Source organism: Coprococcus sp. AF99-45 (assembly GCF_027663865.1).
Taxonomy (GTDB): domain Bacteria; phylum Bacillota; class Clostridia; order Lachnospirales; family Lachnospiraceae; genus Allocoprococcus; species Allocoprococcus comes.
Map to the genome: position 1 here is coordinate 58892 of NZ_JAQDGZ010000012.1, position 25243 is coordinate 84134.

At 42.5% G+C, this 25243-nt stretch carries 22 protein-coding genes; 1 reads left to right on the forward strand and 21 read right to left on the reverse strand.

The features are described from left to right. Nucleotides 1-23 precede the first annotated feature (23 nt). The 19 genes from PGR14_RS10085 to yedF all read right to left on the reverse strand — a co-directional run bounded on the left by PGR14_RS10085 (nucleotide 24) and on the right by yedF (nucleotide 21652). Complete coding sequence (locus PGR14_RS10085) at nucleotides 24-1226, reverse strand: Wadjet anti-phage system protein JetD domain-containing protein (RefSeq protein ID WP_270223332.1); 1203 nt, start codon at nucleotides 1224-1226, stop codon at nucleotides 24-26. Nucleotides 1227-1232: 6 nt separating this feature from the next. Beyond that, nucleotides 1233-4601 carry an SbcC/MukB-like Walker B domain-containing protein gene (locus PGR14_RS10090; RefSeq protein ID WP_330663454.1) on the reverse strand — a complete coding sequence of 1123 codons (3369 nt, stop codon included), beginning with the start codon at nucleotides 4599-4601 and terminating at the stop codon, nucleotides 1233-1235. Then, a complete protein-coding gene (locus tag PGR14_RS10095; protein WP_173687094.1) occupies nucleotides 4585-5211 on the reverse strand; it encodes a DUF4194 domain-containing protein in 627 nt (208 codons plus the stop codon). The genes PGR14_RS10090 and PGR14_RS10095 overlap by 17 nt, the downstream gene beginning before the upstream one ends. Nucleotides 5212-5239: 28 nt before the next feature. Further along, nucleotides 5240-6598 carry a Wadjet anti-phage system protein JetA family protein gene (locus PGR14_RS10100; protein WP_173690095.1) on the reverse strand — a complete coding sequence of 453 codons (1359 nt, stop codon included), beginning with the start codon at nucleotides 6596-6598 and terminating at the stop codon, nucleotides 5240-5242. A 226-nt stretch (nucleotides 6599-6824) separates the two neighbouring features. Next, nucleotides 6825-7451 carry a L(+)-tartrate dehydratase subunit beta gene (ttdB, locus tag PGR14_RS10105; protein WP_008372475.1) on the reverse strand — a complete coding sequence of 209 codons (627 nt, stop codon included), beginning with the start codon at nucleotides 7449-7451 and terminating at the stop codon, nucleotides 6825-6827. After that, a complete protein-coding gene (gene ttdA, locus PGR14_RS10110) occupies nucleotides 7451-8350 on the reverse strand; it encodes a L(+)-tartrate dehydratase subunit alpha (protein WP_022220205.1) in 900 nt (299 codons plus the stop codon). Before ttdA ends, ttdB begins: the two co-directional genes overlap by 1 nt. A gap of 56 nt (nucleotides 8351-8406) precedes the next feature. Beyond that, nucleotides 8407-9675 (reverse strand): SLC13 family permease, encoded by a 1269-nt coding sequence (locus PGR14_RS10115; protein WP_055297555.1) that lies wholly within the window; start codon nucleotides 9673-9675, stop codon nucleotides 8407-8409. Between the two features lie 312 nt (nucleotides 9676-9987). After that, on the reverse strand, nucleotides 9988-10632 hold the full coding sequence (locus tag PGR14_RS10120) for a GntR family transcriptional regulator (protein WP_022220206.1): 645 nt from the start codon (nucleotides 10630-10632) through the stop codon (nucleotides 9988-9990). Further along, entirely contained in the window at nucleotides 10629-11246 is a 618-nt protein-coding gene (locus PGR14_RS10125; protein WP_242859501.1) for a GntR family transcriptional regulator, read from the reverse strand. The genes PGR14_RS10120 and PGR14_RS10125 overlap by 4 nt, the downstream gene beginning before the upstream one ends. Nucleotides 11247-11457: 211 nt before the next feature. Further along, the gene (locus PGR14_RS10130) at nucleotides 11458-11694 is read right to left on the reverse strand and encodes a DUF3343 domain-containing protein (RefSeq protein ID WP_008372464.1); all 237 of its coding nucleotides are present in this window, start codon (nucleotides 11692-11694) and stop codon (nucleotides 11458-11460) included. Further along, the gene (locus PGR14_RS10135; RefSeq protein WP_022220208.1) at nucleotides 11694-11897 is read right to left on the reverse strand and encodes a sulfurtransferase TusA family protein; all 204 of its coding nucleotides are present in this window, start codon (nucleotides 11895-11897) and stop codon (nucleotides 11694-11696) included. The genes PGR14_RS10130 and PGR14_RS10135 overlap by 1 nt, the downstream gene beginning before the upstream one ends. A gap of 69 nt (nucleotides 11898-11966) precedes the next feature. Further along, nucleotides 11967-13064, reverse strand: coding sequence for a YedE family putative selenium transporter (gene yedE, locus PGR14_RS10140; protein WP_055297557.1), 1098 nt, complete (start codon nucleotides 13062-13064; stop codon nucleotides 11967-11969). A gap of 181 nt (nucleotides 13065-13245) precedes the next feature. Next, nucleotides 13246-14385 (reverse strand): aminotransferase class V-fold PLP-dependent enzyme, encoded by a 1140-nt coding sequence (locus PGR14_RS10145; RefSeq protein ID WP_156330664.1) that lies wholly within the window; start codon nucleotides 14383-14385, stop codon nucleotides 13246-13248. A 13-nt stretch (nucleotides 14386-14398) separates the two neighbouring features. Continuing rightward, complete coding sequence (locus PGR14_RS10150; protein WP_055158034.1) at nucleotides 14399-15316, reverse strand: selenium metabolism-associated LysR family transcriptional regulator; 918 nt, start codon at nucleotides 15314-15316, stop codon at nucleotides 14399-14401. After that, nucleotides 15313-17229: a selenocysteine-specific translation elongation factor gene (gene selB / locus PGR14_RS10155; RefSeq protein WP_055297558.1), complete on the reverse strand. Its 1917-nt coding sequence runs from the start codon at nucleotides 17227-17229 to the stop codon at nucleotides 15313-15315. The genes PGR14_RS10150 and selB overlap by 4 nt, the downstream gene beginning before the upstream one ends. After that, the gene (selA, locus tag PGR14_RS10160; protein WP_270223335.1) at nucleotides 17226-18620 is read right to left on the reverse strand and encodes an L-seryl-tRNA(Sec) selenium transferase; all 1395 of its coding nucleotides are present in this window, start codon (nucleotides 18618-18620) and stop codon (nucleotides 17226-17228) included. Before selA ends, selB begins: the two co-directional genes overlap by 4 nt. Nucleotides 18621-18644: 24 nt before the next feature. Further along, nucleotides 18645-19688 carry a selenide, water dikinase SelD gene (gene selD, locus PGR14_RS10165; RefSeq protein ID WP_082421154.1) on the reverse strand — a complete coding sequence of 348 codons (1044 nt, stop codon included), beginning with the start codon at nucleotides 19686-19688 and terminating at the stop codon, nucleotides 18645-18647. 86 nt (nucleotides 19689-19774) lie between these two features. Further along, complete coding sequence (locus tag PGR14_RS10170) at nucleotides 19775-20695, reverse strand: selenium metabolism-associated LysR family transcriptional regulator (RefSeq protein WP_055297560.1); 921 nt, start codon at nucleotides 20693-20695, stop codon at nucleotides 19775-19777. Between the two features lie 357 nt (nucleotides 20696-21052). Next, nucleotides 21053-21652: a sulfurtransferase-like selenium metabolism protein YedF gene (gene yedF, locus PGR14_RS10175; protein ID WP_055261633.1), complete on the reverse strand. Its 600-nt coding sequence runs from the start codon at nucleotides 21650-21652 to the stop codon at nucleotides 21053-21055. Nucleotides 21653-21941: 289 nt separating this feature from the next. Between yedF and PGR14_RS10180 the strand changes: the two genes are divergently transcribed. After that, nucleotides 21942-22799: a class I SAM-dependent methyltransferase gene (locus PGR14_RS10180; protein ID WP_008372439.1), complete on the forward strand. Its 858-nt coding sequence runs from the start codon at nucleotides 21942-21944 to the stop codon at nucleotides 22797-22799. Between the two features lie 233 nt (nucleotides 22800-23032). Here PGR14_RS10180 and PGR14_RS10185 read toward each other — a convergent pair whose 3' ends face one another. Together PGR14_RS10185 and PGR14_RS10190 are read right to left on the reverse strand one after the other, a co-directional pair. After that, complete coding sequence (locus PGR14_RS10185; RefSeq protein ID WP_055248925.1) at nucleotides 23033-23494, reverse strand: low molecular weight protein-tyrosine-phosphatase; 462 nt, start codon at nucleotides 23492-23494, stop codon at nucleotides 23033-23035. Nucleotides 23495-23552: 58 nt separating this feature from the next. Next, nucleotides 23553-24806, reverse strand: a complete 1254-nt coding sequence (locus PGR14_RS10190; protein ID WP_055261629.1) for an RNA-binding domain-containing protein — start codon at nucleotides 24804-24806, stop codon at nucleotides 23553-23555. Nucleotides 24807-25243 lie beyond the last annotated feature (437 nt).

Consider the following 25243-nt stretch of genomic DNA (forward strand, 5'->3'; position numbering starts at 1 on the left):
ACTTTTCCCTTAAGCACTGCACTCTATTCTTCAATCAGGAAGCTTTCCTGTTCGATTCCCTTTCCGGTTTCAAGAAGCTTTTCTTTTAACTCCTCTAAAAGTGGAACATTTACCTTTTCCAGCTTTTCCATCGTCTCTTTCGAGATTGTTTTCGCATATTCTTCGTATTTCTCGTAGGTCTCCACATCCATCTGCAATGGCTTTATTCCCGGGAAAATATGCTTCTGGATATATTCAAAAATCCGGATTCCACCGTAATCCATATCTCCGCTGTGGAATACTTCCACGTCTTTCCCTTCAATCACTCTCTGCAGCTTCTTCAGAAATTCTCTTTCAAGTGGTGAAAAATATCCATGACTGTAGATATAAAGGATCTCCGGATCATATTCCATCGCAAGGTAATTCGTCTTATTCTCGATCGTCACGATTTTTTTCAGTGCCGGCTGCTCTACCTCAACCATTGCATGCTTGACTGTCTGGCTGTTCAGCACAACTCCATATGTAAAATCGGAAAGATCCACTCTTTTTGCTTCTGATCCTTTCCAAATCTTCAGTTTAAGCGGTCCTTTAACTGCCAGTTCCTGGGAATTTTCTTCGATCAGCAGCTGCTCCAGAACCGTCTGGATATCCATATCTGCCGTAATCTCCGGGCAATATCTCCTTGCAGCCGTCACCACATTTCGTTCCATCTCCCGCTCGAAGATCTTGCTGTCCTTCAGATAGCGTTTACTGAAAATCCGCTTCATCATCGGTTCTTCCAGAGAGTCCAGTCCCCGGTAACAGTCCAGATATTTTTCCAGCTTCTCTATATTTTTCGGCAGATCACCTTCTGCGATCCGCTCTTTCAGCTTTTCCAGATAATTCTCGATCCATTCTTTCTGAAAGCCTTCCGAAAGCTCCTGGTCAATCATACGTATATAATAATTTACCTTCGCCTGCTTCGGCCAGTATTCTTCTCCACTTTCGCTGTCTGCAAGACGGTAAAAATCCGGAAGATGCTCTACCTGATATGCCACAAGCTCTACATCACTGTCCGGAACAACCCATTTTTTCACAGTCAGGAGTCCTGCTCTTTCCAGGCGCTGCACCTCTTCGATCAGCTCTTCTTTCCCACAGGCATCATAATCCTCCTGTGTGATCCGAAGGGTCCTCCCTCCAGTCGCTCCTTCACGCCAGTCACGGTTGCTGTTCTCACATCTTTCTATAATCCTGTCTACCAGATACATTTTCTATCACCCCTGTTCTTCCTCATCCGCAAGCTGTGCGAACTCGGTTTTTTCAAATTCCTGAATTGATATATGCCGTTTATTCGGGTTGGCATATACAAAGGTTTTATCAACATTTTCCAGATAATTCTGGATCTTATCATTTGTGGCACTGATGATCGCCTGGAAACCAAGCCCACGGATCAGCGCAATACAGCTTGCCACCTTCTCGGCATCCATTTTTGAAAATGCCTCATCCAGAACAACCAGTCTGAGTGTCGGATTCCTGTGGATTTTCGGGGAAAGATTGATCCTGTAAATCTGTGCAAAGCTTGCAAGAAGTGCAACATAAAGAGGATTTTGTCCTTCTCCTCCGGAATTCTTACGGAGCATCTTGCCAAGACCGATTTTCATGTCTTCCTCACCCTGGACAATCTGCTGCATGTCGAAGGAAAGATAAGTACGGTAATCCGCGTACTTGTCCATATTTTTCTTCGCCTCTTCCAGTTCCTCATGGGTAGCATTTTCCGGTGGGATAAATATGCCGATCAGTTCATTCATCATATCACCGTAGTTTTCTTCATGCTCCATCGTGAACAGATTCATCTGGTTCTCAATAGACCCTGAAAGCTGTGCCGGATTGATCTGCAAGGTATCATCCATAAACATCTTATAGTACTTTCCGTCTGCACCCTTATTCTTCGTGATCACAAACTGGTACTTATCTTTTCCGAAATCCAGCCGGCTGATGATCCGGTTCAGCTCATCTCTTCTCTGGTAGGCCTCGCGGATCGCACTGCGGATCTTGAAAACAAAGTCATCCTTGAAGTGCTCGACCGCTGCCTTTGCCTGTTCATTCGCTGCCTGCCGGTAGGTTTCCAGATTATCACACGACAGGCTTTCCAGAAGCTCCTGATAAACCTTATTATCTTCTTCTACCACTGAAAAATTACGCTGCGTATATTTTTTGGTATAAGCACTGCGGGCTGCCACCAACTCCTGATAGATCTCTTCTTTTTTCTTTCCAAGCTGCTGCAGCTGCCTTGCACTTGCCTCTTTTAAATAAATATAGTTTCTGCTTTTCTGTGCTTCCAGATACTCTTCAAACTGCTTCTCAAACCTTTCGTTTTCCTGAAATTCTTTCTGGATTCCAGAAAGTGCAAATTCCGACTCTGTAATACTGTTTCTGAATTTTTCGATTTCTTCCCCGTTTTTCCAGATTTCTTTCTCTGTCTTCGTGATCTCTTTCTGCTTTGCATCCCGTCTTTCCTGCACTTCTTTCATCTGTGCTTCCAGAGTATCGACTGATTCTGCACGCAGTTTCTGTAGCTTTTCAAGTAAATCTTTCTTACGGGTTTCTTTTCCCTTTATCGCCTTTGCATCCAGGATCTGGCTGATATAATCCTCTGTCGGAAGTGGCATTGCTTCCAGTTCCAGAAGTTTCTTTGCCTCTTCCACAAGTGCCGCAAGTGGAAGCCTCTTCTCCTGAAGCTCATCACAGTGCTTCTGAAGCTGTCGGATCCTCTGACGGAGACTAATCTCTCCGATATAAGCACGTCTCGTATAATTTTCCGGATTAATATGCTGCAGACGATAGCTGTGATACAGCATACAGTCCGGTGTCACACCAATCCTGCACTCCCTGAGTTCCTCAATGTTCTCACATTTCATGACATTACCAAGAAAGAAATTGATGTAAGACTGCACGTATTTTTCTTTTGCTTTTACTTCTTCTGCAAGAGCGCCCTGCCGGACAATGTGCTCTTCTTCCATAACCTTTTCCGTATCCAGAATTGCAGCACGGAAGAATTTCTTCTTATCCATCTCCTGATAAATATCCATTGCCGCTTTTGCGTATTTCGGCTCTACGATCAGCAGAAGTTTATTATTTCCCATATAGCCTTCCACTGCATTGTGCCATCTTTCATCCCGGATTTCCAGAAGATCTGCGAGGATCTGCACGGAAACAAATTTTCCACAATTCTCCTGCAACCGGTTCTGTAGTTCCAGCCTTGCTTCTTCCAGCTCTTTTGGATATGCTTTTCTTCCCTGTTTCAGCTCTTTTAGCTCTTCTTTGGCTTCCCGTTCTTCTTTCTTGATCTGACGAAGTGTACTGTCCGTATCCCGACGTTCTTCTTCGATCTCTGCACGCATCTGTGCGATATTTTCTTTCAGCCTTGTAAGTTCGCCCTCTGAAATCGTACCGGCTTCAAACTTATCAATATCCCAGATTGTCTGGTTGGACGTAATCTCCTGTTCTTTCCATGCTGCAAGTCTCTGTGCTGTCTTTGTGAGACTCGCCCTGCTTTTTCCCAGATGTTCCAGAGTCTCGTTAAGTCCTGTAAGTTCTGCTTCCAGTGCTTTATAACCACTGTTATTCAGACGAAGTAACAGCTCCTCATGCTCCTTTTGCAGTTCTCCACTCTGGCGCATCAGCTCGGCTTTCGTATGCTCCTGTACCTTGATACCTTCTTCTCTGGTTTTAATCTTATCATGGAGTCCCTGGATGTCCGCCTGCAGCCGGAGCATTTCCAGACGGGTAAGACGGTAGTCACATTCCCTGCTTTTTTCTCGCTTATCATCAAAATCCTGATAGATTCCATCGATCTTCTTCAGTTCCTCAATCTCTTCCATCGTTGACTCAATCTTGCTGCGCATTCTGCCATACTGCATGATACTTTCTTTCAGATCCTCAATCTGGATATCCTGTTCCATACAGATATATTCTTTTACAAATTCTTCCAGCTTGATATTCATCCGAAACGGGATTGCCCGCTTAAAAAGACGTGGAAACTTTTCTTTATCCAATCCGCCCAGATACACATCATAAAGCTGACGGCGGAAACGCTCATTGCTCGGTCCGCAGTAGAATGCCTCTTCACCAAAGGTACGCTGCAGATATTCTCTTATTTCCACAGTAGAAAGACATCTCTTTTCTCCCCGGTAAGCATTCACAAGCAGACCGCTTCTGTGCCAGAAAAACAGACGGTTGATCTCATTTGTTGCTGTCTCCACGTCAAATACAACGCCCACGCACTGTTTCTCATGGGTTCTCGTCTGTTCCAGCTCGATCACGATCGTACTGGAAAAATTCTTATTTCGCAGATACTGGGACTCATTATTTTCACTGATGTTTACCATTCCGCGCAAATACTCGATCAAGGTACGGTCGGAATCATCTGCTGCCGCTTTATTAAAAAATCCACGTCCGTCCGTGTTAGCATAGAGCACAATCTGAATTGCATCGATAACCGTTGATTTTCCACTTCCGGAATGCCCGGTGAAAAAATTGATTCCTTCACTCAAAGTCAGTATTTTTCTGTCTATATAATGCCAGTTGTTCAGGCAGATTTTTGAAATCGCCCAGAACGGCTGCCTGTTATCCAATGTCTCCAAGAGTCTCCTCCTCTTCTTCCCGGCTGCTTCCAAATGATTCCAGAACTTTTCTCACCGCATCTCCCTGCAATACTGCATGGATACACGGATAGATCAGAAGTCTTGTACTTTCATTTAACTCTTCCAGTACATCCAATGGCTCGATCAGCTGGTATTTTTTCAGCATGGCAATAGTTCTTTTCATCTCGGTCGGTGACGGGATACTGCGAAGCACGCGAAAATCTCCTGCTTTTCCGTTGAGTGCCCCCAAGGTTGTCACAATCTGGCTGCTCGACGAAACCGATGCCATCTGCTCATCATAGATCAGTTTCAGCAATAATATGTAAATAGTCGCAAGACGCGGAAGCTTTTCTCCCCAGACCATCTCATCCTGAATATAGATCAGACCCAGATGTACATTCTCGCATAACGTAATGCCGGCAATCTGGAAATACATTTTCAGAAAATCAATGTGCTTTTCGCAGATACGGTACTCTCTCTGATACTGGAGTCTGCCCGCACGCTTGTCAAACTTCCTCTCCAGAAGAAATGTCTGTCTATAGAGAAGCCTGATCACATCTGTAAGATCTTCCTGTTCTTCCTGCGTAAGCTGCTCAAAATATTCTATCATTCATTCTCTCCAATTTTGTCTTCTTTTTCTATAAATGTCTTCTTACAAACTTCAGTGCAGGATAACGGTATCCGTTCTTTTCAATCGTCTCCGCATCCTCTTCCAGCGTTTTATATTTGCTGTTCTTACGGGTACTTAAGTCATATGCCAGAATCAGCTTTTCAAAATCCTCCTCTGATGTAAGGGAAAGTTTTTCTGTATCCAGCACATCTTTCTCTATATGCTCTTCGATAAATTCTTCAATCTGCTTTTTGCTGAATCTGCGCTTGATCCGGTTCAATCTGAGTACATCTTCCCTGTCCAGATCATCCACTTCTTCTTCCTGTGCCATCTGACTTACAAAATCCTTCCGGTTTTTTCTTCGCTTATAAAGAGATTTTTCTGACAGGATTTCGACCAAAGACAGATTCATCTTCTCCCCCGTCTTTTGAATGACCTCTTCATAGTCATCCTCTGACATCCGGTTCAGGAGCTGAATAACCAGTCCCTTCGTGTCGCTCTCTCCGCTCAGAAGATAATTCAGTCTTGTCACCGTCGCACGCACATATTTGCTGTGCTCCTTATCCATATTGGAAATGCGGTGCTCGATATCATCAAAACCTCTCTCAATCATATCCAGAAGTTCCAGCACATCTTCTCCCGTATCTCCGGTTGCACGGGCGCGCTCACGGATCTTCTCGATCCATTCCTCATCATCCCGCATCTGACGCAGGCATTCTTTGATATCTGTCTTATAGATATAAAAATTATCCGAAGTCTTCAGGATATGGTATTTTTTCCGGACAATCTCTTCCACATATCCGTCCAGATGCTCTTTCAGAAGATCCCCGTAAAACTGCTGTTCCAGAAGCCTTGCAAAAAATTTATCCATGTTATGCAGCATATCCTGCAGTGCTTTGTTGAGCCGTCTGGTATTGATAAGTGCTGTCCGGAGCATATTCAGATTCACCCTCGGATCATTTTTAAACGAGAACAATGTCGCATAGACATTCTGGATATAGATCTCTGTCTCCTCCAGGTCCTCCGTAGAAAGCCGCTCAAAGGCATCCACAAATATTGCTGCATAATCCGGAATTACAATATTCGTCACCAATGTATTATAATCTTCAATTTTCTTCAGCCATCCTTTTCGGATCAGCCAGTTCAGAATCCTTGCCGACGGAGTCTCCAACATATCAAACTCAGTCTCATCTTCTTCTCGTTTAAGTTCAATCTGTTTCTTCATATACAGATCCCGAAGCACCTGAATACAGACTTCCCTAGTCAGGAAATAATTGCTGTACTGGTATTCTTCATTGATCGCCATCAAAGCCTCAATGTATGTCTCTCTGTTCACAGAACGGAACAGACTCCAGAAACTCTCCGGAATTTCAAAACGTAACTGCATGCCTTGCCTTTCTGTAAATTCATAAATTTTTCCATTATCTATAAGTATACCATATTCTACCCTTTAAATGGGAAAAACATTGTAAAAAGGCATTACGAAAAAGTGCTGCAAAACCGATCACTCTCATCGGCTTGCAGCACTTCTTCATAACGAGACCAAATATCTGGCAGAATATTTAATTATTATTTTAATTAAGCAAGTATGGGTTCCATATTTTTCAGTATGACTATTTGATAAATCCAACCTGTTTGCTGATTATCTCATACTGTTCGTCTTTTCTCTTATTGTAGATTACTTTTCTTTCTTCAAAGAGGTTGTTTCCTTCTGTATCGATGGATACGATCAGTGGTCCAAACTCTTTTACGCGGCAGTTCCAGAGTGTTTCCGGCATTCCGAGATCTCTCCACTCAGCTCTTACGATCTCTTCAACCTCTGTTGCTGCTACTACGGCATTACCAGCCGGGAATACGCAGTGGATTGCTCCGAACTCTTTACATGCACGTTCGGTGTTTTCTTTCATTCCACCTTTTCCGATGATCACACGTACACCAGATTTCTGTACGAATTCATACTCGAATTTTTCCATACGCATACTGGTTGTCGGTCCTACGGAAACCATCTCGAATTTGTCATTTTCCAATGGACGGATGATCGGTCCTGCATGGAAAATTGCATTGTTTCTTACATCTACAGGAAGTTCTCTTCCTTCTTCTACCAGACGGCGATGAGCAACATCACGGCATGTTGTCATACTTCCGTTCAGGTAAATGATGTCTCCGATTTTAATGTCTTTTAAGTCCTCTGCTGAAATTGGTGTTGTTAAAATTTTCTTTCCGTCTTTTACTTCTACCATTATAATTCCACCCCCGAATGTGTTGTGATTGTGTAATTAAGGTCCTTGTCAAATACAATGTGTCCTCTTCTGTGACTCCAACATCCTACGTTTACGGCCACACCGATTGCAGATGGATGACGTGCTGTATTTTCGATGTTAACACCCATTACTGAGTATTTTCCGCCCATTCCCTGTGGTCCAAGGCCGATTGCGTTGATTCCGTCTTCCAGAAGGTTTTCCATCTTTGCAGCTCTTTCGTTATCATTGTGAGAGCCGATCGGACGCATCAGAGCTTTCTTGGAAAGCAGAGCTGCTGTTTCTACAGAAGTTGCTACACCTACACCTACAAGAAGCGGAGGACATGCATTCAATCCGTAGCTTGTCATAACATCGAGAACGAATTTTGTTACACCTTCGTATCCTTCACCTGGCATCAGAACCATAGCTTTTCCCGGAAGTGTACATCCGCCACCTGCCATGTATGTGTAGATTTCACATTTGTCAGAGTTTGGAACGATATCCCAGAATACGGTCGGTGTTCCTTTTCCTACGTTCTTTCCTGTGTTATATTCGTCGAATGTCTCAACGCTGTTGTGACGAAGCGGTGCTTCGAATGTAGCCTTTACTACTGCTTCTTTCAGTAATGCTTCCAGATCATCGATCAGTGGGAATTTTGTTCCACATTTTACCCAGAACTGAAGGACACCTGTATCCTGGCAGCTTGGTCTGTTAAGAGCTACTGCGAGTTCCTGGTTACGGAACATGGTATCGTAGATTACCTTAGACAGCGGGCTGTCCTCTTTCTCTCTGAGTTCCTGAAGTTTTGCGATGACATCATCTGGAAGTTTTTTGGCAACGTGTGCAATGAACTTTGCCATGTAATCTGTAAGCTGTGTTACCTGTTCTTCTCTAGACATTTTAAAATCCTCCTCTTTTTATATTGCATTTAATTTTATTACTTTGTTATCCCTTCTTACGGGAAGAATGGGTAGAATATCGGAAGTAAGATCATACTTACTACGGTGGATACCAGAATCAGCGGCACACCTGCTTTTGCATAATCTTTAAATGTATATCCTCCGGCTGTGACAACCATTGTGTTTGCCGGCATTCCGATCGGTGTTGCGTATGCGCATGATCCTCCGATGACACATGCCATAAGTACTGCGCTTGGGTCTGCTCCCATTCCCTGTGCGATTGACACAGCGATTGGTGCCATAAGTGCTGTTGTTGCTGTATTCGACATAAAGTTAGTAAGTACACAGCACAGCATGAAAATTACAAATGTAAGTACATAAGGTGACGGGTTCTTTCCAAGAAGTCCGATTACTTTATCAGCAATCAACTCTCCTGCCCCTGTCTGATCAAGTGCTGCTGCAAGGGAAAGTGTTCCACCGAACAGGAAGATCGTCTTCAGATCGATGGAAAGAAGTGCATCTTTCTCACTGATAACTCCTGTAAGGATCAGGGCAATTGCTCCGACGCAACCCGTTACACAAAGCTTGATTCCGATCTGTTCTTCAAAGATCATTCCGAGAAGTGTAAGAATCAGAATAACCAGGGAAAGTGTCTGTTTCCACTTTGGTACATTGCTGAAATCCTGTGCCTCATCATAAATGCTGTCTCCAGCTGCATCTGTCTTGTTCGGAAGAAATTTGTATCCGATCAGTGCGAAATAAATGATTCCGACAATCAGGATCGGTACACCTACTTTTGCATAATCGAAGAATCCAAATTTCAGTCCGATGCTTTCCATCTGTGACTGTGCGATCATGTTACCCGGAGCTCCGATTAGAGAAAGGTTACCTCCCATCGCTGCTGCGAATACAAGCGGCATCAGAAGTCTTGATCTTGAATATCCCGACTTTGCTGCGATACCGATGACTACCGGGATCAGAATTGCGGCTGTTCCTGTGTTGGAAAGGAAACCGCTCATCACGCCTACGATGACCATAATCGCAACGATCAGCTGCTTCTCTGTCTTGGCGAAATGTGTTACAACTCCCCCTATTTTGTTTGCCATTCCTGTTTCAAAAAGTGCGCCACCTACAATGAACATCGCGACAAACAGGATGACGTTGCTGTCAATGAATCCTGAAAATGCTGTCTTCCAGTCCAGAACTCCCGTGACTACCAGTCCCACACAGACAATCATGGATGTCAGTCCTAACGGAATTTTTTCCCACATGAACATCACGATTGCAAACAGCAGGAACAATAATGTGATAGTTACCTGACTCATTTTGCTACCTCCTCATTTCTCTTTTTAGTTTCTTTTCTGGATGTCTTTTACTTGATATCTGGTGCTTGATATCTGATTTTGTATCCAAATCTTAATTTTAATATAATTCATTGACACCAAAATGTCAATTACTTTTTATCATTTTGGCGGATAGCATAATTCTGCATATTCTATTTTGTATATTCTGACTAAGATTCTTCTGTCATATTGCACGAAATGAAATTTTTTGCAAATAAAAAAGACTTCAAGAAGTATCTATACTCTCAAAATCTTTTTATGTTCTGTGTATATCTTTTATTTTCTTGCACTTATCTACTTGTAATACGTCAGCATATCATCGCGGCTTCGCATGATATGCGCATACATCTCTTTTTCTGCCGCTTCGACATTATGCTCCTGGAGTGCTTTCAGAATCCTTCCATGCTCTTTGATCGATACCTTCGCATAATCACCTTCTGAAACCATACTTCCCATAGAAAGTCCGTTCCAGAGTTCGGAGATCATTTTTTTCATCTTTCCATTACCTGCCGCACTCCAGATTTCATTGTGAAATGCACGGTTGAGGTCCGTGTATTTCTGGGATTCCCCGTTTTCCAGTGCCTCACAAGACTCCTGATAGACATCTTCTATTTCCGCAATATCTGTTCCCGGTTCTGCTGCAAGCTTTGCTGCCGCACTCTCGAGGATCGCGCGGAGCTGATAATGTTCCCGGATATAAGTTTCCGTGATTCCAAGGACGACTGCCCCTTTATTCTTCCGAAGCTGGATCAGCCCGTCCCTCGCCAGAATCTGAAATGCTTCTCTTACCGGCATTGCCGACACATTCAGCTGAGATGCCACACTGTCGAGTGAAAGGATCTCTCCTTCTTTCATTTGCCTTGATAAAATTGCTTTTCTAAGCTCCGCAGCAACTTTTTCCTTCGCTGACGGCATCTTGATCGGTTTTAAACCATTCATCTATTCTTCCTTCTTTCTTCCTTCACCTGCTCTGCCAGAAGCAATACCCATCTGTCAATCTCACTATTGACCGCTTTTGCAAATGTTTTTGTATATTTTTCCGCACCATTTAATGCACCTGTTATCTTTTCGCAGATTGCCTTTTCTGCCTCTTTTTTTCCATCCGTCTCTTTACATTTTGTGGCAAACCGGATATAACACTCCGAAGCATTTTTCAGCAGATTCGTCAGATATCCATTCTCCATCTGTGCAAGAAGCAACTGGTCCGGTCTTGTTTCCGTCGAAAATACTTCCTTTTCCTCTGTTTGACTTTTCGTATTCAGGACATGCTGAACCGCTTTTTTGAGGATTTCCCCGATCATCTCAAAAATCAGTTCTATCTGCTCTTCATCCAGCTCAACCGTATAAATTCTTTTTGTTGCCAGCCTCACGATCAGCCCCTGACTCTCCAGAACCTGAAATGCTTCACGGATCGGGATTCTGGATGCTCCAAATACCTCAGCAAGCTCTTCCTGCTTTAATTGGCTTCCTCCTTCTATCCTGCCCGCCAGAATTTCATCCGCAATCTGTTCTGCCATATAATCGCTCAACCGCTTTTCTGATAATCCTTTCATCTTCCCCTCCACCATACCGCAGTTAATTAGTAGGATATACTAATAATGTATCCAAAATCAGTCTAAATGTAAAGAATTATTTTTCTTATTCCACGAATATTCTCAGTAAATGATTTTAAAAATATGTTTTCAGAATTTCCTGTTAAATAAAACGAAAAAAGAAACCGCAAAAATGATTCCTCATCTTGCGATTTCCTCGTTTTACCTCTTCTTATACCATACACTCGTGGATCTCTTCTTCTTCAAGACCGATTCCCTGCATGACATTTTTCAGTTCTTCCCTGCATTCCAGTGGTGCGCACCAGGAAAGCCCGCATCCTGCTGAAATACTTCTCGGCACCGGAATCATACGTCCCTGTGCACCAACTTTTTTACATTCTTTTTCCATCGCCATCGCATCCGCTGTTGTATGGAATGTGATAACCAGCTTTAACTCTTTTTTTCTCATTATTCAATCACAATTTCAAATTCAGAGCCCTTCTCGGTAGAAGTTGCCTTCTTTCCTTTGTCCTTCGCAAACTTCTCGATATTAGTCTTCTGGTGAGGTTCGCTCACAAGAACCTTGATCGGTCCGTTTGCATTCTTCAGTGCCTCTGCAGTAAGCATCAGCGGTTCCGGACACGAAAGTCCTCTTGCATCTACTTCTTTCATATTTTTTACCTGCCTTCCTAGCATATCATATTTCTTATGGATTATCCATCTATATCTTGCGGTTTCTGACTATTTTGCCTGCTCTCTTTTGTTTGTAAATGCAATGATAAAGCATGCGATAATACAGATAATGCAAGCAACTTTTCCATTCGGCGTTACGGCTCCTGCAACGAGTTCGCCTGTCTCTGCATTCATAGCTGTTCCGCTTGATGCAAGTCCGAAGTTATGGCAAAGTGCTGCTGCAAAGAACATGCCAAGTACAGTAACTGCTGAATCAGAAGAACCCTGTCCTGCAAGGATCAGCTGGCGAAGCGGGCATCCGCCGGCAAGAACTGCCGCAAATCCTACTGCATACATGCCAAGGATATTCCACAGATGGTTGGAATGTGCAATGATTCCAGGAGTGTTAAATCCAAGTACAAATCTTCCTGTTGCCAGATTGAAGATCAGCATTACTACAAAAAGACCTGCAATAATTGTAAGAAGATCAAAGTTCTTCATTAAGATCGCATCACGGATTCCGCCGGCGAAGCACATTCTTGATTTCTGAGCAAGTGCTCCGAAAATAAGTCCACCGATCAGCGACATGATAATTGGTGCATGAAAGCTTCCAGGACCTGCTTCACTTGCTTTGAGAAGTGTTGAGCAGGTTGCAAGGATCAGAATACCAAGCATCAGTACCGGAAGCACTGCTCCACTTTCTTTGTTTGTCTCATGCGCACGTCCAAGGCTGAAACCATTTTTGAGTGCAAATGCTCCGGTTCCAACTCCAAGTACAAAACCGATCAGTGCTACCCATGCATTCAGGTCACCTGCTGACATACGGATCACCATACGGAGCGGGCAGCCAAGGAAAATCAGGGAACCGATCATAATTACCATACCAAGAATAAAGCGGATCATCGGTGAAGATCCTGCTGTTGAACGGTATTCTTTTGTTGCCACTGAAATAATAAATGCTCCGATCACAAGACCGATGATCTCCGGTCTTGCATACTGTACAACTTCGGCCTGGTGAAATCCCAGAGCTCCTGCCGTATCACGGATAAAGCAGGCAATACAGAATGCCATGTTTGCCGGATTACCAAAGTAAGCCAGACATGCAGCTACAAGCCCACACAATACCCCCGCAAGTGCAAGCTTCTTCTTTGAATCTGATAAATTCATTTTTCTTCCTCCTTCATCTTTCTCTCATTCGTCATTTTGACTATTAAAGACTTTTTTGTTACTTTTTAATTATATCTTTTGCACAACTTATTGTCCAATTCATAATTAAAATAGACCGATATATATATTGATACTATCAATACTATATCGGTCTTCTATCAATCTCTGATCTTATAAAATTTTACTCTTCTTCTGCAAGCTCGCAGATTGCCCGGATTGCTGTATCCACTTCTTCCTCTGTGTTATAGTGTGAAAAACTGAATCTGACAGCTCCCTGCTCTACAGTTCCAAGTGCCTCATGCATCAGTGGTGCACAGTGTCCTCCTGAACGGGTAGAAATCCCATAATCTGTCAGAAGTGCATCGCTGACTTCTCCCGAGTCATAATCTCTGATATTCAGGCTCACTACCGCACAGCGGTCCATGCTGCTGAAATCCCCATAGATTTTGACTCCCGGGATTTCTTTTATCCCTTCATAAAACCGCTTCATCAATGCCTGTTCCTTTGCGCGGATCGTATCAATTCCTGTTTCTTCCAGATATCCGATCGCAGCATCCAGTCCGGCAATTCCGTGTCCGTTAAGTGTTCCTGCTTCCAGTGCTGTCGGCATCTCTTCCGGCTGTGTCTTACTATAGGTCTGCACACCGGTACCGCCCGAAAGAAGTGGCCGGACATGAACGCCTTTTCTCACATACATTCCACCAGTCCCCTGCGGTCCTAAAAGTCCCTTATGTCCGGTAAAACACAGAATATCAATATGCATCTTCTGCACATCGATCGGAAATACACCGGCAGTCTGTGATGCATCTACCACAAACAACAGATCGTGTTTTTTTGCAATTTCCCCGATCCGCTCCACATCCACTTTGTTTCCCGTCAGATTGGACCCATGGGTACAGACAATTGCTTTTGTATTCTCTTTGATTGCTTTATCAAAATCTGCGTAATCCAGAGTTCCTTTTTCATCACATCCAAGGAATGTCACTTCAACTCCCTTTTTCTCCATCTCATAAAGTGGTCGGAGAACAGAGTTATGTTCCAAAACCGTAGAGATCACATGGTCTCCCGGATTTAAGATCCCCTTGATCGCAATATTCAGACTCTCCGTTGAATTCATGGTAAATACGATCTGTCTTGCATCTTCCGCCCCGAAAAAACCTGCAAGCTTCTCTCTTGTGTCATATACGGTTCTTGCTGCTCCGAGAGATGCCTCATTGACGCCTCTTCCTGCATTCCCCATTGAGCACATTACTGCGGTGATCGCATCAATTACTTCCTGTGGTTTGCGCATTGTGGTTGCTGCATTATCTAAATATATCATATTGATCCTCTTTTCATTTCCCCATATGTGCATCCGGATAGAAATCCTTTACAATCCGGATCAGATGCTCTGCTGCTGCAGGCAGCTGATAGTTTTTATTGTATACAAGGTTCAGATAACGACTGCTTTCATCCTTCTGTAACGGGAATTCCAGAACCTGTCCGGTCCGGATCTCCTCTTCTGCTGCAAGTCTTGATATGATCGTGATTCCAAGCCCACTCTTTACTGACCTTTTTATCGCTTCCGGATTCTCAATGCATGCTACTATATTGAGGGTATCAGGCATAATTCCTGCTTTTCTCAATATTTTTTCTGTTTCCTTGCGGGTTCCCGATCCTTCTTCCCGCGTAATGACCGGTTCATTCTTTATCCATGTTGCTGTCTTATAGCGCTTCTGTATTTCCTGATAAAACTCGGTATTCGGCATGATAACAACCAGTTCATCCTGATAAAAAGGCATATATCTGCAATGCTTTTTTTCAAGTACCGTACCTGTGAATCCAATATCTACCATATGCCCTGCTACCTGTTCAACAACACCGCAGCTGTCATTTTCTGAAATCCGGAACTGCTCATCCGGATAAGTCTCTCTGAATTTCGCCAGAATCGCCGGAAGAACATACTGTGCCGGAATCGTAGAGGTCGCAATTGTAATACATTTTTCCTCACGATGCGCATCCTTGGAAAATACCTGCTCGATTTCTTTTTCGAGTTCCACCATCTGGCGCGCATACTGGTATAATTGCTTTCCTTCTTCCGACAATTTTACTTCCTTTGTATTTCTGACAAAAAGCCGTGAGTCCAGTTCTTTCTCCAGAGAAGAGATATGTGCACTGACCGTTGGCTGCGTCAGGAATAAAAGCTTTGCCGCTTTTGAAAAACTTCCCGACTCAGTTACCTTAACAAATGCCTCCAGCTGCTTTAAATTCATAAGTATGCCACCCTCTCACTTTCTCCGCCTGTCTTCTTTGTCACCTTAATGCTGTCCATATATTCTAAAATCGGTTTCGCACTCTTTCTGCTTGTTGAGAACATATCTCTCACCTGTGCGATCGTGATCAGATTTTCTTCCTTCAGATGATTCTGAATTTTTTCCTTCGCTTCATCCATCAGGTGTTTCATCGTAAACATCTCTTCATTGATACGGAGTACTTTTCCTTCGTCAATCATCATGAGAACCACATCTTCCGCTGTCTGGCGCGGAATTTTTCCAAAATCAATCTCTGAAAATCTCACAAAATCATATCCTGCTTTTTCAAATGTATCTTCGATCAGCTTCTCTGTCTGGAGATACATCGCATCCTTCGGAACTTCATATCCCGGAAGCGAAAGATATTCTTCCCTTCTTCCATAGACGTTTTCTCCCGTCATTCTTTCGATATACGCATCAAATATGTTTGGTTTGATCTTTTTCAGGAATGTGTTGTGAATTTCGGCTTTCTTCATTCCATATCGGTATGGATGCTCACTGTGATATTTCTGCAATGTCTCCTCTATCTTCTGACGTACTGCAAATTCGCTGTCTCTGTGCCACAAATATGTGTCCTTCTTCATTGGGAATACAAAGATTGTGCCCGATTCTTCCAGTTCTTCAAGATACTCCTTCAGTTCATCTACGGAATGTGCCATCACCTTTGCAAGCTCAGCAAGTGTGATCATCGTGTCGCCGTGTTCTTTGATCTGAAGCTCCATAACATCACCAAGTGAACCGGATTCTTTTTTCTTCAGTTCTTCGATTGCCTGCGCATCAAAACGTTTCTTACGCACCGGATTCGGTTCCAGAACGATCCCGCCTCCGATAGTCTCCATCGGAGAATAGAAACGTACTACAAAACGGTCACCTCGTTTGACCGCAATCTCTTCTTCCAGTCTGAGCTGTACCAGTCCCTCTTCTCCCGGTCCGATCTGCTCCTTATCCAGCAGAACAGCACGGCAGAGGATCTCACTCGTACCCGTGTATAAATGCAATCTCTCATGATTTGTAAGGATACGCATGGAGTCTTCCAGAACTTTCAGCTTCACATCCAGAAGATCTGTATTTTTCATACTGTTCTTCGGTGCAAGCACACACCCTCTGCGAATTTCCTTTTTCTTCACATTTGACAGATTGATCGCCACTCTCTGTCCGGCATAGCATTTGTCCTGATTCTGCCCATGTACCTGAATATTACGGATCTTGCACTCTTTTCCGATCGGATACATTTCCAAAACGTCTTCCCTGGTGATCGTACCGGAGATAAGTGTCCCTGTGATAATTGTCCCAAAGCCTGACAGGGTAAATGCCCGGTCAATCGGAAGTCTTGGAATAGTCTGTGTATCCTTTGCAACCACCTCATCCGACATCAGTTGCTGGATCGTATCCGTCAGTTCAGCAAGCCCCTGCCCGGTTGCAGCCGATACTTTAACAACCGGTGCACCTTCCAAAAAAGTACCTTCCAGTTCTTCCTGGATTTCTTCCTCAACGAGTTCCAGCCATTCTTCATCGACCAGATCACACTTGTTGATCACCAGAATGCTCTTCTTGATCCCAAGGAGTCCCAGAATGTCCATGTGTTCTCTTGTCTGCGGCATGATACCTTCATCCGCTGCCACAACCAAAAGTACCAGATCCATTCCGACAACTCCCGCAACCATGTTGTTGATAAATTTTTCATGTCCCGGAACATCAATGATCCCTACACGGTCTCCATTTTTCAGATCAAAATAAGTAAACCCGAGGTCAATGGTGATCCCTCTTCTCTGTTCTTCTTCCCACCGGTCCGTGTTACGTCCGGTAAGTGCTTTTATCAGTGTCGTTTTCCCATGGTCAATGTGACCTGCGGTTCCTACGATAATGTTTTTCATAATAATTCTCCCAGCATCTCTGCTATCTTCTTAAAGTAGCAGGATTCAATTGTCCGCACATCCAGATAAATCGTGTCGTTAGCTGTACGCGGAATGATTGGCATAGAAAGATGCCGCATCTCTTCTTCCAGCTTCGGTACACTGATATTTTCCGGCTTAATCGTAACTGCCATACTCGGAATGCGTTCAAGCGGAAGAGAGCCTCCACCGATCTGTGATTCACACGGTTCCATCCCGATCGTTGCAGCAAGATGTGCATTCTGCAGAATCCGCTTCAGAGATCTTGCACGCTTTTCCACATCCGCTTTGGACTCTGTGATCATACGCAGTACCGGAAGATTCTGGATTGCCTTTTCTTCTGATAAATATTCCTGTAATACCAGTTCCAGTGCTGCTGCTGTAAATTTATCAATTCGCAGTGCACGTGTCAGCTGATTCTTCTTCATCTGGTCAATATATTTCTTCTTACCGATGATGATTCCAGCCTGCGGACCACCGAGCAGCTTGTCTCCGCTGAAGCATACAACGTCCGCTCCCTTGCGGATGGAATCCTGAACCGTCGGTTCATAGGTCAGTCCGTATTTACTCAGGTCGATCAGCACACCACTTCCAAGATCTTCGATGATCGGGATATCGTGTTCCTGCGCAATCGGAATCAGTTCATCGATCGTAACCGTCTCTGTAAATCCAACAATACGGTAATTGCTTGTATGAACTTTAAGGAGTGCTTTTGTCTCCTCTGTGATCGCTTCTTCATAATCAGAATAATGTGTCTTATTCGTCGTTCCGACTTCCACAAGTGAAGCTCCGCTCTGCTCCATTACATCCGGAATCCGGAATTTGCCACCAATCTCAACCAGCTCTCCGCGGGATACTACAACTTCCCCGCCTTTTGCCATTGAACTTAAGATCAGCATAACAGCCGCAGCATTGTTGTTAACCGCCATCGCAGCCTCTGCCCCGGTCAGTTTGCAAAGCAGTTTTTCAAAATGAGAGTATCTCTCTCCACGTACTCCTGCTTCCAGATTGTATTCCAGATTGGAGTAACCACTCACAATTCCTGCCAGTCTCTCAACATGCTCCTTACTGATCGGTGCACGGCCGAGATTGGTGTGGAGAACTGTTCCTGTTCCGTTGATCACCATTTTCATATTCGGCTCATGCAGCTTTCCGGCATGCCGTTTTATATTCTGCGTAAGCATCCCGATCTGCGCTTTCGCTTTCTCTTCTTCCTCGCACTTTCCGATAAATGTTCTGAGCGCATCCATCTCTTCACGGATCACATCCATCACAAGTTCACGTCCATATGCATCAATCAAATCCTGTATCTCCTGTTCTTCAAGCAGAATATCTACTTTCGGAATACTGCGAAATAATAAATTTTTATTCATTTTCTCCTCTACCTCTTTGAATTCCTAGTGCAGACGAATCAGTTTATCGCTCTTTTCTGTTACGGTTCCGATCAGGGATACCTTGGTATCCAGTCTCTTCTTCTCGAATGCTTCCATCACGGCTTCCGCATACTGCGCTTCCACGCTGATGAGCAGTCCACCTGATGTCTGCGGATCATATAACAGATCGATAAAATGATCTTCTACATTTCTGAAATCTACTTTCTGATAAGAATATCCCTTGTTCTTGTAAGCCCCCGCCGGAACAAGGCCCATTTTTGCATAGCTGATTGCTTCATCAAGATATGCAATATCGTGAACATTCAGTTCAAATGTCACATTACTTGCCTCTGCCATTTCAACGCAGTGACCTAAAAGACCAAATCCTGTAATATCTGTACATGCATTTACAGGGAAATGCTCCACAACTTCTTTTGCTTTTTTATTTAAAGAAGACATGACAATCTCAGCTTCCCTGATTGCGGCTGCAGATGCCATTTCTCCTTTGATTGCTGTATTAACAATTCCTGTTCCGACCTGTTTGGTAAGGATCAGCACATCCCCCGGTTTACATCCGTAATTCTTAAAAATCTTCTTTGGATGTACAAATCCGGACACACAAAGTCCGTACTTCGGCTCATCATCCTGTACTGTATGTCCACCAACCAGAACAGCTCCTGCCTCTTTTACCTTATCGGCTCCACCGGCAAGAATATCTCCTAAGATCTGTGGATCAAGACAATTCGGAAATCCTACGATATTAAGTGCTACCTTCGGCTCTCCTCCCATTGCGTAAACATCACTGAGCGAGTTTGCTGCTGCAATCTGGCCAAACATATACGGATCATCCACGATCGGCGTAAAAAAATCCACGGTCTGGATCATCGCAATATCATCTGTAACCTTATAAATCGCAGCATCATCTGATGTCTCGATTCCGACGATCAAATTTTCATCTTCAAATTTCGGTAACTTACCCAGAACCTGGGCAAGGGTCTCCGGACCTACTTTAGCGGCTCACCCGGAAGTTTTTGCATACTGTGTCAGTCTTACTTTTTCTTTATTCATTGTTTATCCCCAACTTATACTTTGCATTTAACATGTTACCTGCCGCAAAAAATGCGTACATAGATAAATTCTATCATTCATACTTTCTATTGTAAAGACTGCTTCTTCAATTCATACTTTTCTATAATCAATTCTCTCACATGTTCAGCCGCTGCCGGAAGTTTGTAGTTCTTATTATATACAAGATTCAGGTTTCGACCGCTGCCATCCTGTGAAAACGGGAATTCCAGAACTTCTCCTGCCTGGATCTCATCTGCGGCCGCAAGTCTTGAAATAATTGTAATGCCAAGACCACTTTTGACAGATCTCTTGATCGCTTCCGGATTCTCAATTGTCGCAACAATATTCAGATCATCCAAAGAGATTCCCATCTTTTTTAATTGCTTCTCTGCTTCTTTTCTGGTACCGGATCCCTCCTCACGCATAATCAGAGGTTCTCCTTCCAGCCATTTTAAATCCTTCTGTTCTTTTACGATTTTCTGATATTCTTTCGTATTCGGCATAATAACAACCAGATCATCCTGGTAAAACGGTATGTATTTACAATTTGCTTTTTCGATTACTGTACCGGAAAATCCAATATCAACCAGATGCGATGCTACCTGTTCAATGACAGTACTGCTGTCACTTTCCACGATTCTGAACTGTTCTTCCGGAAATCTCTCTCGGAATTTCACCAGAATATCCGGCAGAATATACTGCGCCGGTATCGTAGAGGTTGCGATCGTAATACATCTTTCTTTCTGCTCTGCTGCTTTTGAAAACATTGACTGGATTTCCTGTTCCAGTTCGATCATCTGACGTGCATACTGATAAAGTGTCTTTCCGTCCTCAGATAATTTGACAGTCTTGGTATTACGCACAAACAATCTCACTTTCAGTTCTTTTTCAAGTGTCTGTATATGCGCACTTACTGTTGGCTGTGTCAGATACAGTTCCTGTGCTGCTTTTGAAAAGCTCTTTGAATCGGATACTTTAATAAATGCTTCCAGCTGCCTTAAGTTCATAATTATTCCCTCTTTCTATTCGATCAAATTCGTATAAATACACCCTCACCGGATTCCGTTATTTCCTTTGATCAAATTGCGCAGCCACATCTATCTTCTACCATCCGATATCAAATACCAGAGAGCAAAGTGCATCTGCCCGAACAAACAAATTCTTTTTATCCAGGAGGTTACCATCTTCAGTTTTTAACAACTTGTCCAGAGCCTGAACAAGGGTCCTTCGACCTGCTTTGACGCCTCAACATGATGTCCTTATACACTGTGTCTCTCTGATATCTTTATTCATACTTAATTTCTCAACTTTTCTTAAATATTCTCTGTCCGTTATACGAACTTCTTTGTTATATAGTTCTCAAACTATGGTCTGATGATCTTTCCTGCTTCAGCCATAGATTCAACAATACTGTACATATTGGTTACACCACCAACAACAAGTTTGTCTTTTAAATGATAGTAGTCAAGACATGTACCACATGTAAGAATCTCTACTCCCTGTGCCTCCAGAGACTTCAGATCTTCAATGGAATCTGATCCTTCTGTTGTAAGAGTAGCTCCTCCATTGTAGAAAAGCATCTTCTTCGGAAGTGTATCAAGCTGTGTAACTGCATAAATAAATCCCTTAATCAGGACTTTACCAAGTTCATCATTACCTGTTCCCATGCGGTCAGAAGATACCACTACGATAAGGTCTCCCTTCTGATCCGGTGTACATACAACTTCTGCATCTACTGCCGGTACTCCCTGCATCTTGATCGTTACTTTGTATTCTTTTTCTCCAAGCTTTTCAGAGCTTACTTCTCCGCCCTGTTCTTTTGCCAGCTTTGTAACATTCTGTACAGCAATCTCATTATCTACTAATACTTCAATTGTCTCCGGTCCTGTAAGAGCCTGCATTGCTTTTTTTGTTTTGATTACCGGAATCGGGCAGTTGTCTCCCATTGCATTAACTGTTACCATAATATTCATTTCCACCTTTCTTTTACGTGAATCATTTCACTTATAGATACATTCTATCACCCTTCGTCCCTTATGTAAACAGATAGTCCCGTTATTTTTACCAAAAACCAATTGTTATCGCGATAGCTTTTTGTATATTATTGCGATATTTTACATTCGCTTCTTGCAGTATCCTTTCTTCTATAATAAAATAGAAAAGTAAAACAGTATGTCTATAAATATGCATTGAACAAGACTATAGAAAACTGGAAATTTATCAAAAAGCACTTCAGAAAGGATTTAATAATATATGTGGTTAGCAGATGGTTGGAAAGATTATGAAGTAATTGACTCCTCAGACGGAGAAAAGCTGGAACGCTGGGGGCAGTACATCCTGGTTCGTCCGGATCCGCAGGTGATCTGGGATACACCTCGCACAGACAAACGCTGGAAACATCCGAACGCACACTATCACCGCAGTAAAAAAGGCGGCGGTGAATGGGAATTCTTCGATCTCCCGGAACAGTGGCAAATCAGTTATAAGAATCTTACCTTTAACTTAAAACCGTTTAATTTTAAACATACCGGACTTTTCCCGGAACAGGCAACCAACTGGGACTGGTTCTCTGAAAAGATTCGCAATGCCGGGCGCCCGGTAAAAGTACTGAACTTATTCGCCTATACCGGTGGTGCAACACTTGCAGCAGCTGCTGCCGGCGCACACGTAACTCATGTAGACGCTTCCAAGGGAATGGTTACATGGGCAAAAGAAAATGCTGTTTCTTCCGGACTCGGCGATGCACCGATCCGCTGGCTGGTTGATGACTGTGTCAAATTCGTAGAGCGCGAAATCCGCCGCGGTAATCATTACGATGCAATCATCATGGATCCACCTTCCTACGGTCGTGGACCAAAGGGCGAGATCTGGAAGATTGAAGACGCAATTCATCCACTGGTAAAACTCTGTACGAAGATTTTATCCGATGATCCACTGTTCTTCCTGATCAATTCTTATACGACAGGACTTGCCCCAGCAGTACTGACTTATATGATCGCGACTGAGCTTAAGAAATACGGTGGGCATGTGGATTCACAGGAGATTGGACTTCCAGTATCTTCAAATGGTCTGGTACTTCCTTGTGGGGCCAGTGGAAGATGGGAAAGATAAGATTGCGGATTTTTGATTGATACGTTTGTGGCTTCTCAATAATACAACGTTTTTCCGAATAGCAGAATCTCAATTTGTGCAATCATAAAAGATCTAAAATAAAAGAGAAGTGATCCGGTATGAAATGGATTCCTCCTGCTATAAAGCTTGTGCTTTAAAGAAAATCCTTTTCTAAACTCAGATTACTTCTCTTTTTTATTTTCCATTCTCCTTTGGGTTTCCCATCTGAAAATTTATTGCAGATGCTCCATCAGATAGCTAAGAAACGCCTGGCAACCTTCCATCACATCATCAAATGTCTCATCAAAATTTCCTGTATACCATGGATCTGCAATGTCTCTCGGACGATTTGTGTAATCCAGAAGTCTCTGTACCTTGTGCTCCGGGTCATTTCCGATGATTCTCATAATGTTCTGTATATTGTATCGCTCCATGCAGATGATGTAGTCGAATGCGGCATATTCTTCTCTACACATCTTGCGTGCACGGTGATTGCCACACGGGATTCCTTCCTTGCGGAGCTTCTTTTGTGTGCCGCGGTGAACTGGGTTTCCATGTTCTTCATTGCTTGTACCGGCGGAATCGATGAAGAAATCGGACTCTATGCCGGATTGTTTAACTAAATGTTTCATAACGTATTCTGCCATGGTGGAGCGGCAGATATTGCCGTGGCAGATGAAAAGCACTTTTATCATATGATTTTCTCCTTGTGTTATTGAAAGATTGTGTAATTTGAACCCTCTATGTTCTCAATCACTTAATGATATATTTTGTTCCTCTGCCTTTTCCTTCAACTGCAATCACACCCTTTTTCTCCATAGCTTTCAGTAATTGTGTTGTTTTTGATTTGCCAAATGGGACATATGGTGCAATTTCACTTATTGGTTTCAGCATTGTCTTACTTAAAAATTTGTAAATCACTTTTTCGTCTTCGGTTAAATTGACATTCGTTTCAAATATCGGTAATACAATTTTTATAGCATTTTCTGACACTTCAAATTCTGGTTTTATCAAACTCTCTGCATACAGTTGTTTGATTCGTGTAATTCCTGTTCCAAATATCTCTACCAATCCCAGTCTGTAAAATACATTTGCAAGATTTCTATTTCTTAAAATAGATAGTTTACCTGATAAATATTCTTCTGCCGTTATTCCAGCCGGCAATCCACCAGGAGACACTACTTCTATTCTATCATCAAACATAGAAACTCTGGTGTATGAATTAATATCCCATACCCTATGAATCAAAGCATTTGCAATTGCTTCTCTGAAAGCTGCTTCCGGTATTTTCTCTACCATCTTTCTGTCAGCCCCCTGTATTACTTCATATTGGTAATAATCTCTAAATACAGCAAGTGCTTTTTCATATATTTCTAAAACCGATATATGTTCAAACGTTACTCTTTTTTGAATAATACTGATATTCTCACCGAACTTAACAATATCAATTCCTGAAAAATGATTTTTATCTGCCAAAAGTCCCGCTGCATTATTATAACCATTTATATTGTCATACAGGTTCAATGTCTTTAAAGTATCTTGATTGAAAGTTTCAATGTAAATATTTTCTTTCAGTTTACACTGTAAAATTTCAAAAGATAGCTCCTGATCTTTACAAGGTAATTCTTCGAAGCTAATATTTTTTCCATCTAATACAAGCCTTGAAAATTCCAATGTATCTACCTCTATCGTTGCTGTATCATTTCGTTTGTATGCTTTTGATTTATATAAATACGGTTTTTGAAGACCACTTTTTACAGTAAGTTTTATCGTCTGGTCATTGTTCTGTATTTCAAGTGTATAGTTTGGTTGAGGTAATATACTGTCATTGATTTTATTTTCGATATCCAGACAGGCCTGTTTTACATCTGGCAATCCTTTCACATTTCCATTATCATCAACCCCAAAAAGAATTGTTCCACCATTGTAATTCGAAAAGGCACTAACTGTTTTCAAAAAAGTATTCGTAATCGTTTCCTTGAATTCTAATATTCTTGTTTCACGCATAGTAATCGTTCCCTTTCCAACCATAATGATTATATTATATGCAAAAATGCGCAAAAAATCAATCGTATTTTTTTACGATTGATTTTTTAATTGATTTTGAGTGTAATATTATTTTTTGACCAGCTGAATTATGACAACTTTTTTAATTATTCCGATTCGGTCTTCCAAAGGTATAAATAAGGTGTAAATTATTTGTTTCTATCTAGAAAATCCTACAAAATCTAGTCTTTCTCGCCATACTTTAAATGTTGCCGTGACATATAAATAGTATTTTGACCATTTTTTATCTCCTTTCGTGCCAACGGATTCAAGGCGATAAGCCTTTATTTTTCAACATTTTTGTACATTTTCATATTTAATTGTTTTTTGTTTCTCCTCATTTATGATGGTATTTTCTCTATAACTTTATGCGTTAGAAAGGGGCTGTGAAATAAGTC

Excerpts from the sequence above, each read along its gene's own strand:
- PGR14_RS10115 (WP_055297555.1), bottom strand. The coding sequence starts at position 9,675 with ATGAGTCAGGTAACTATCACATTATTGTTCCTGCTGTTTGCAATCGTG.
- PGR14_RS10120 (WP_022220206.1), bottom strand. The coding sequence starts at position 10,632 with ATGAATGGTTTAAAACCGATCAAGATGCCGTCAGCGAAGGAAAAAGTT.
- PGR14_RS10180 (WP_008372439.1), top strand. The coding sequence starts at position 21,942 with ATGTGGTTAGCAGATGGTTGGAAAGATTATGAAGTAATTGACTCCTCA.
- PGR14_RS10150 (WP_055158034.1), bottom strand. The coding sequence starts at position 15,316 with ATGAATTTAAAGCAGCTGGAGGCATTTGTTAAGGTAACTGAGTCGGGA.
- PGR14_RS10085 (WP_270223332.1), bottom strand. The coding sequence starts at position 1,226 with ATGTATCTGGTAGACAGGATTATAGAAAGATGTGAGAACAGCAACCGT.
- PGR14_RS10100 (WP_173690095.1), bottom strand. The coding sequence starts at position 6,598 with ATGCAGTTACGTTTTGAAATTCCGGAGAGTTTCTGGAGTCTGTTCCGT.
- PGR14_RS10095 (WP_173687094.1), bottom strand. The coding sequence starts at position 5,211 with ATGATAGAATATTTTGAGCAGCTTACGCAGGAAGAACAGGAAGATCTT.
- PGR14_RS10185 (WP_055248925.1), bottom strand. The coding sequence starts at position 23,494 with ATGATAAAAGTGCTTTTCATCTGCCACGGCAATATCTGCCGCTCCACC.
- yedF (WP_055261633.1), bottom strand. The coding sequence starts at position 21,652 with ATGGTAACAGTTAATGCAATGGGAGACAACTGCCCGATTCCGGTAATC.
- ttdA (WP_022220205.1), bottom strand. The coding sequence starts at position 8,350 with ATGTCTAGAGAAGAACAGGTAACACAGCTTACAGATTACATGGCAAAG.
- PGR14_RS10190 (WP_055261629.1), bottom strand. The coding sequence starts at position 24,806 with ATGCGTGAAACAAGAATATTAGAATTCAAGGAAACGATTACGAATACT.
- PGR14_RS10145 (WP_156330664.1), bottom strand. The coding sequence starts at position 14,385 with ATGATATATTTAGATAATGCAGCAACCACAATGCGCAAACCACAGGAA.
- ttdB (WP_008372475.1), bottom strand. The coding sequence starts at position 7,451 with ATGGTAGAAGTAAAAGACGGAAAGAAAATTTTAACAACACCAATTTCA.
- PGR14_RS10135 (WP_022220208.1), bottom strand. The coding sequence starts at position 11,897 with ATGAAAGAAGTAGATGCAAGAGGACTTTCGTGTCCGGAACCGCTGATG.
- selA (WP_270223335.1), bottom strand. The coding sequence starts at position 18,620 with ATGAATAAAAATTTATTATTTCGCAGTATTCCGAAAGTAGATATTCTG.
- yedE (WP_055297557.1), bottom strand. The coding sequence starts at position 13,064 with ATGAATTTATCAGATTCAAAGAAGAAGCTTGCACTTGCGGGGGTATTG.
- PGR14_RS10125 (WP_242859501.1), bottom strand. The coding sequence starts at position 11,246 with ATGAAAGGATTATCAGAAAAGCGGTTGAGCGATTATATGGCAGAACAG.
- selB (WP_055297558.1), bottom strand. The coding sequence starts at position 17,229 with ATGAAAAACATTATCGTAGGAACCGCAGGTCACATTGACCATGGGAAA.
- PGR14_RS10130 (WP_008372464.1), bottom strand. The coding sequence starts at position 11,694 with ATGAGAAAAAAAGAGTTAAAGCTGGTTATCACATTCCATACAACAGCG.
- PGR14_RS10170 (WP_055297560.1), bottom strand. The coding sequence starts at position 20,695 with ATGAACTTAAGGCAGCTGGAAGCATTTATTAAAGTATCCGATTCAAAG.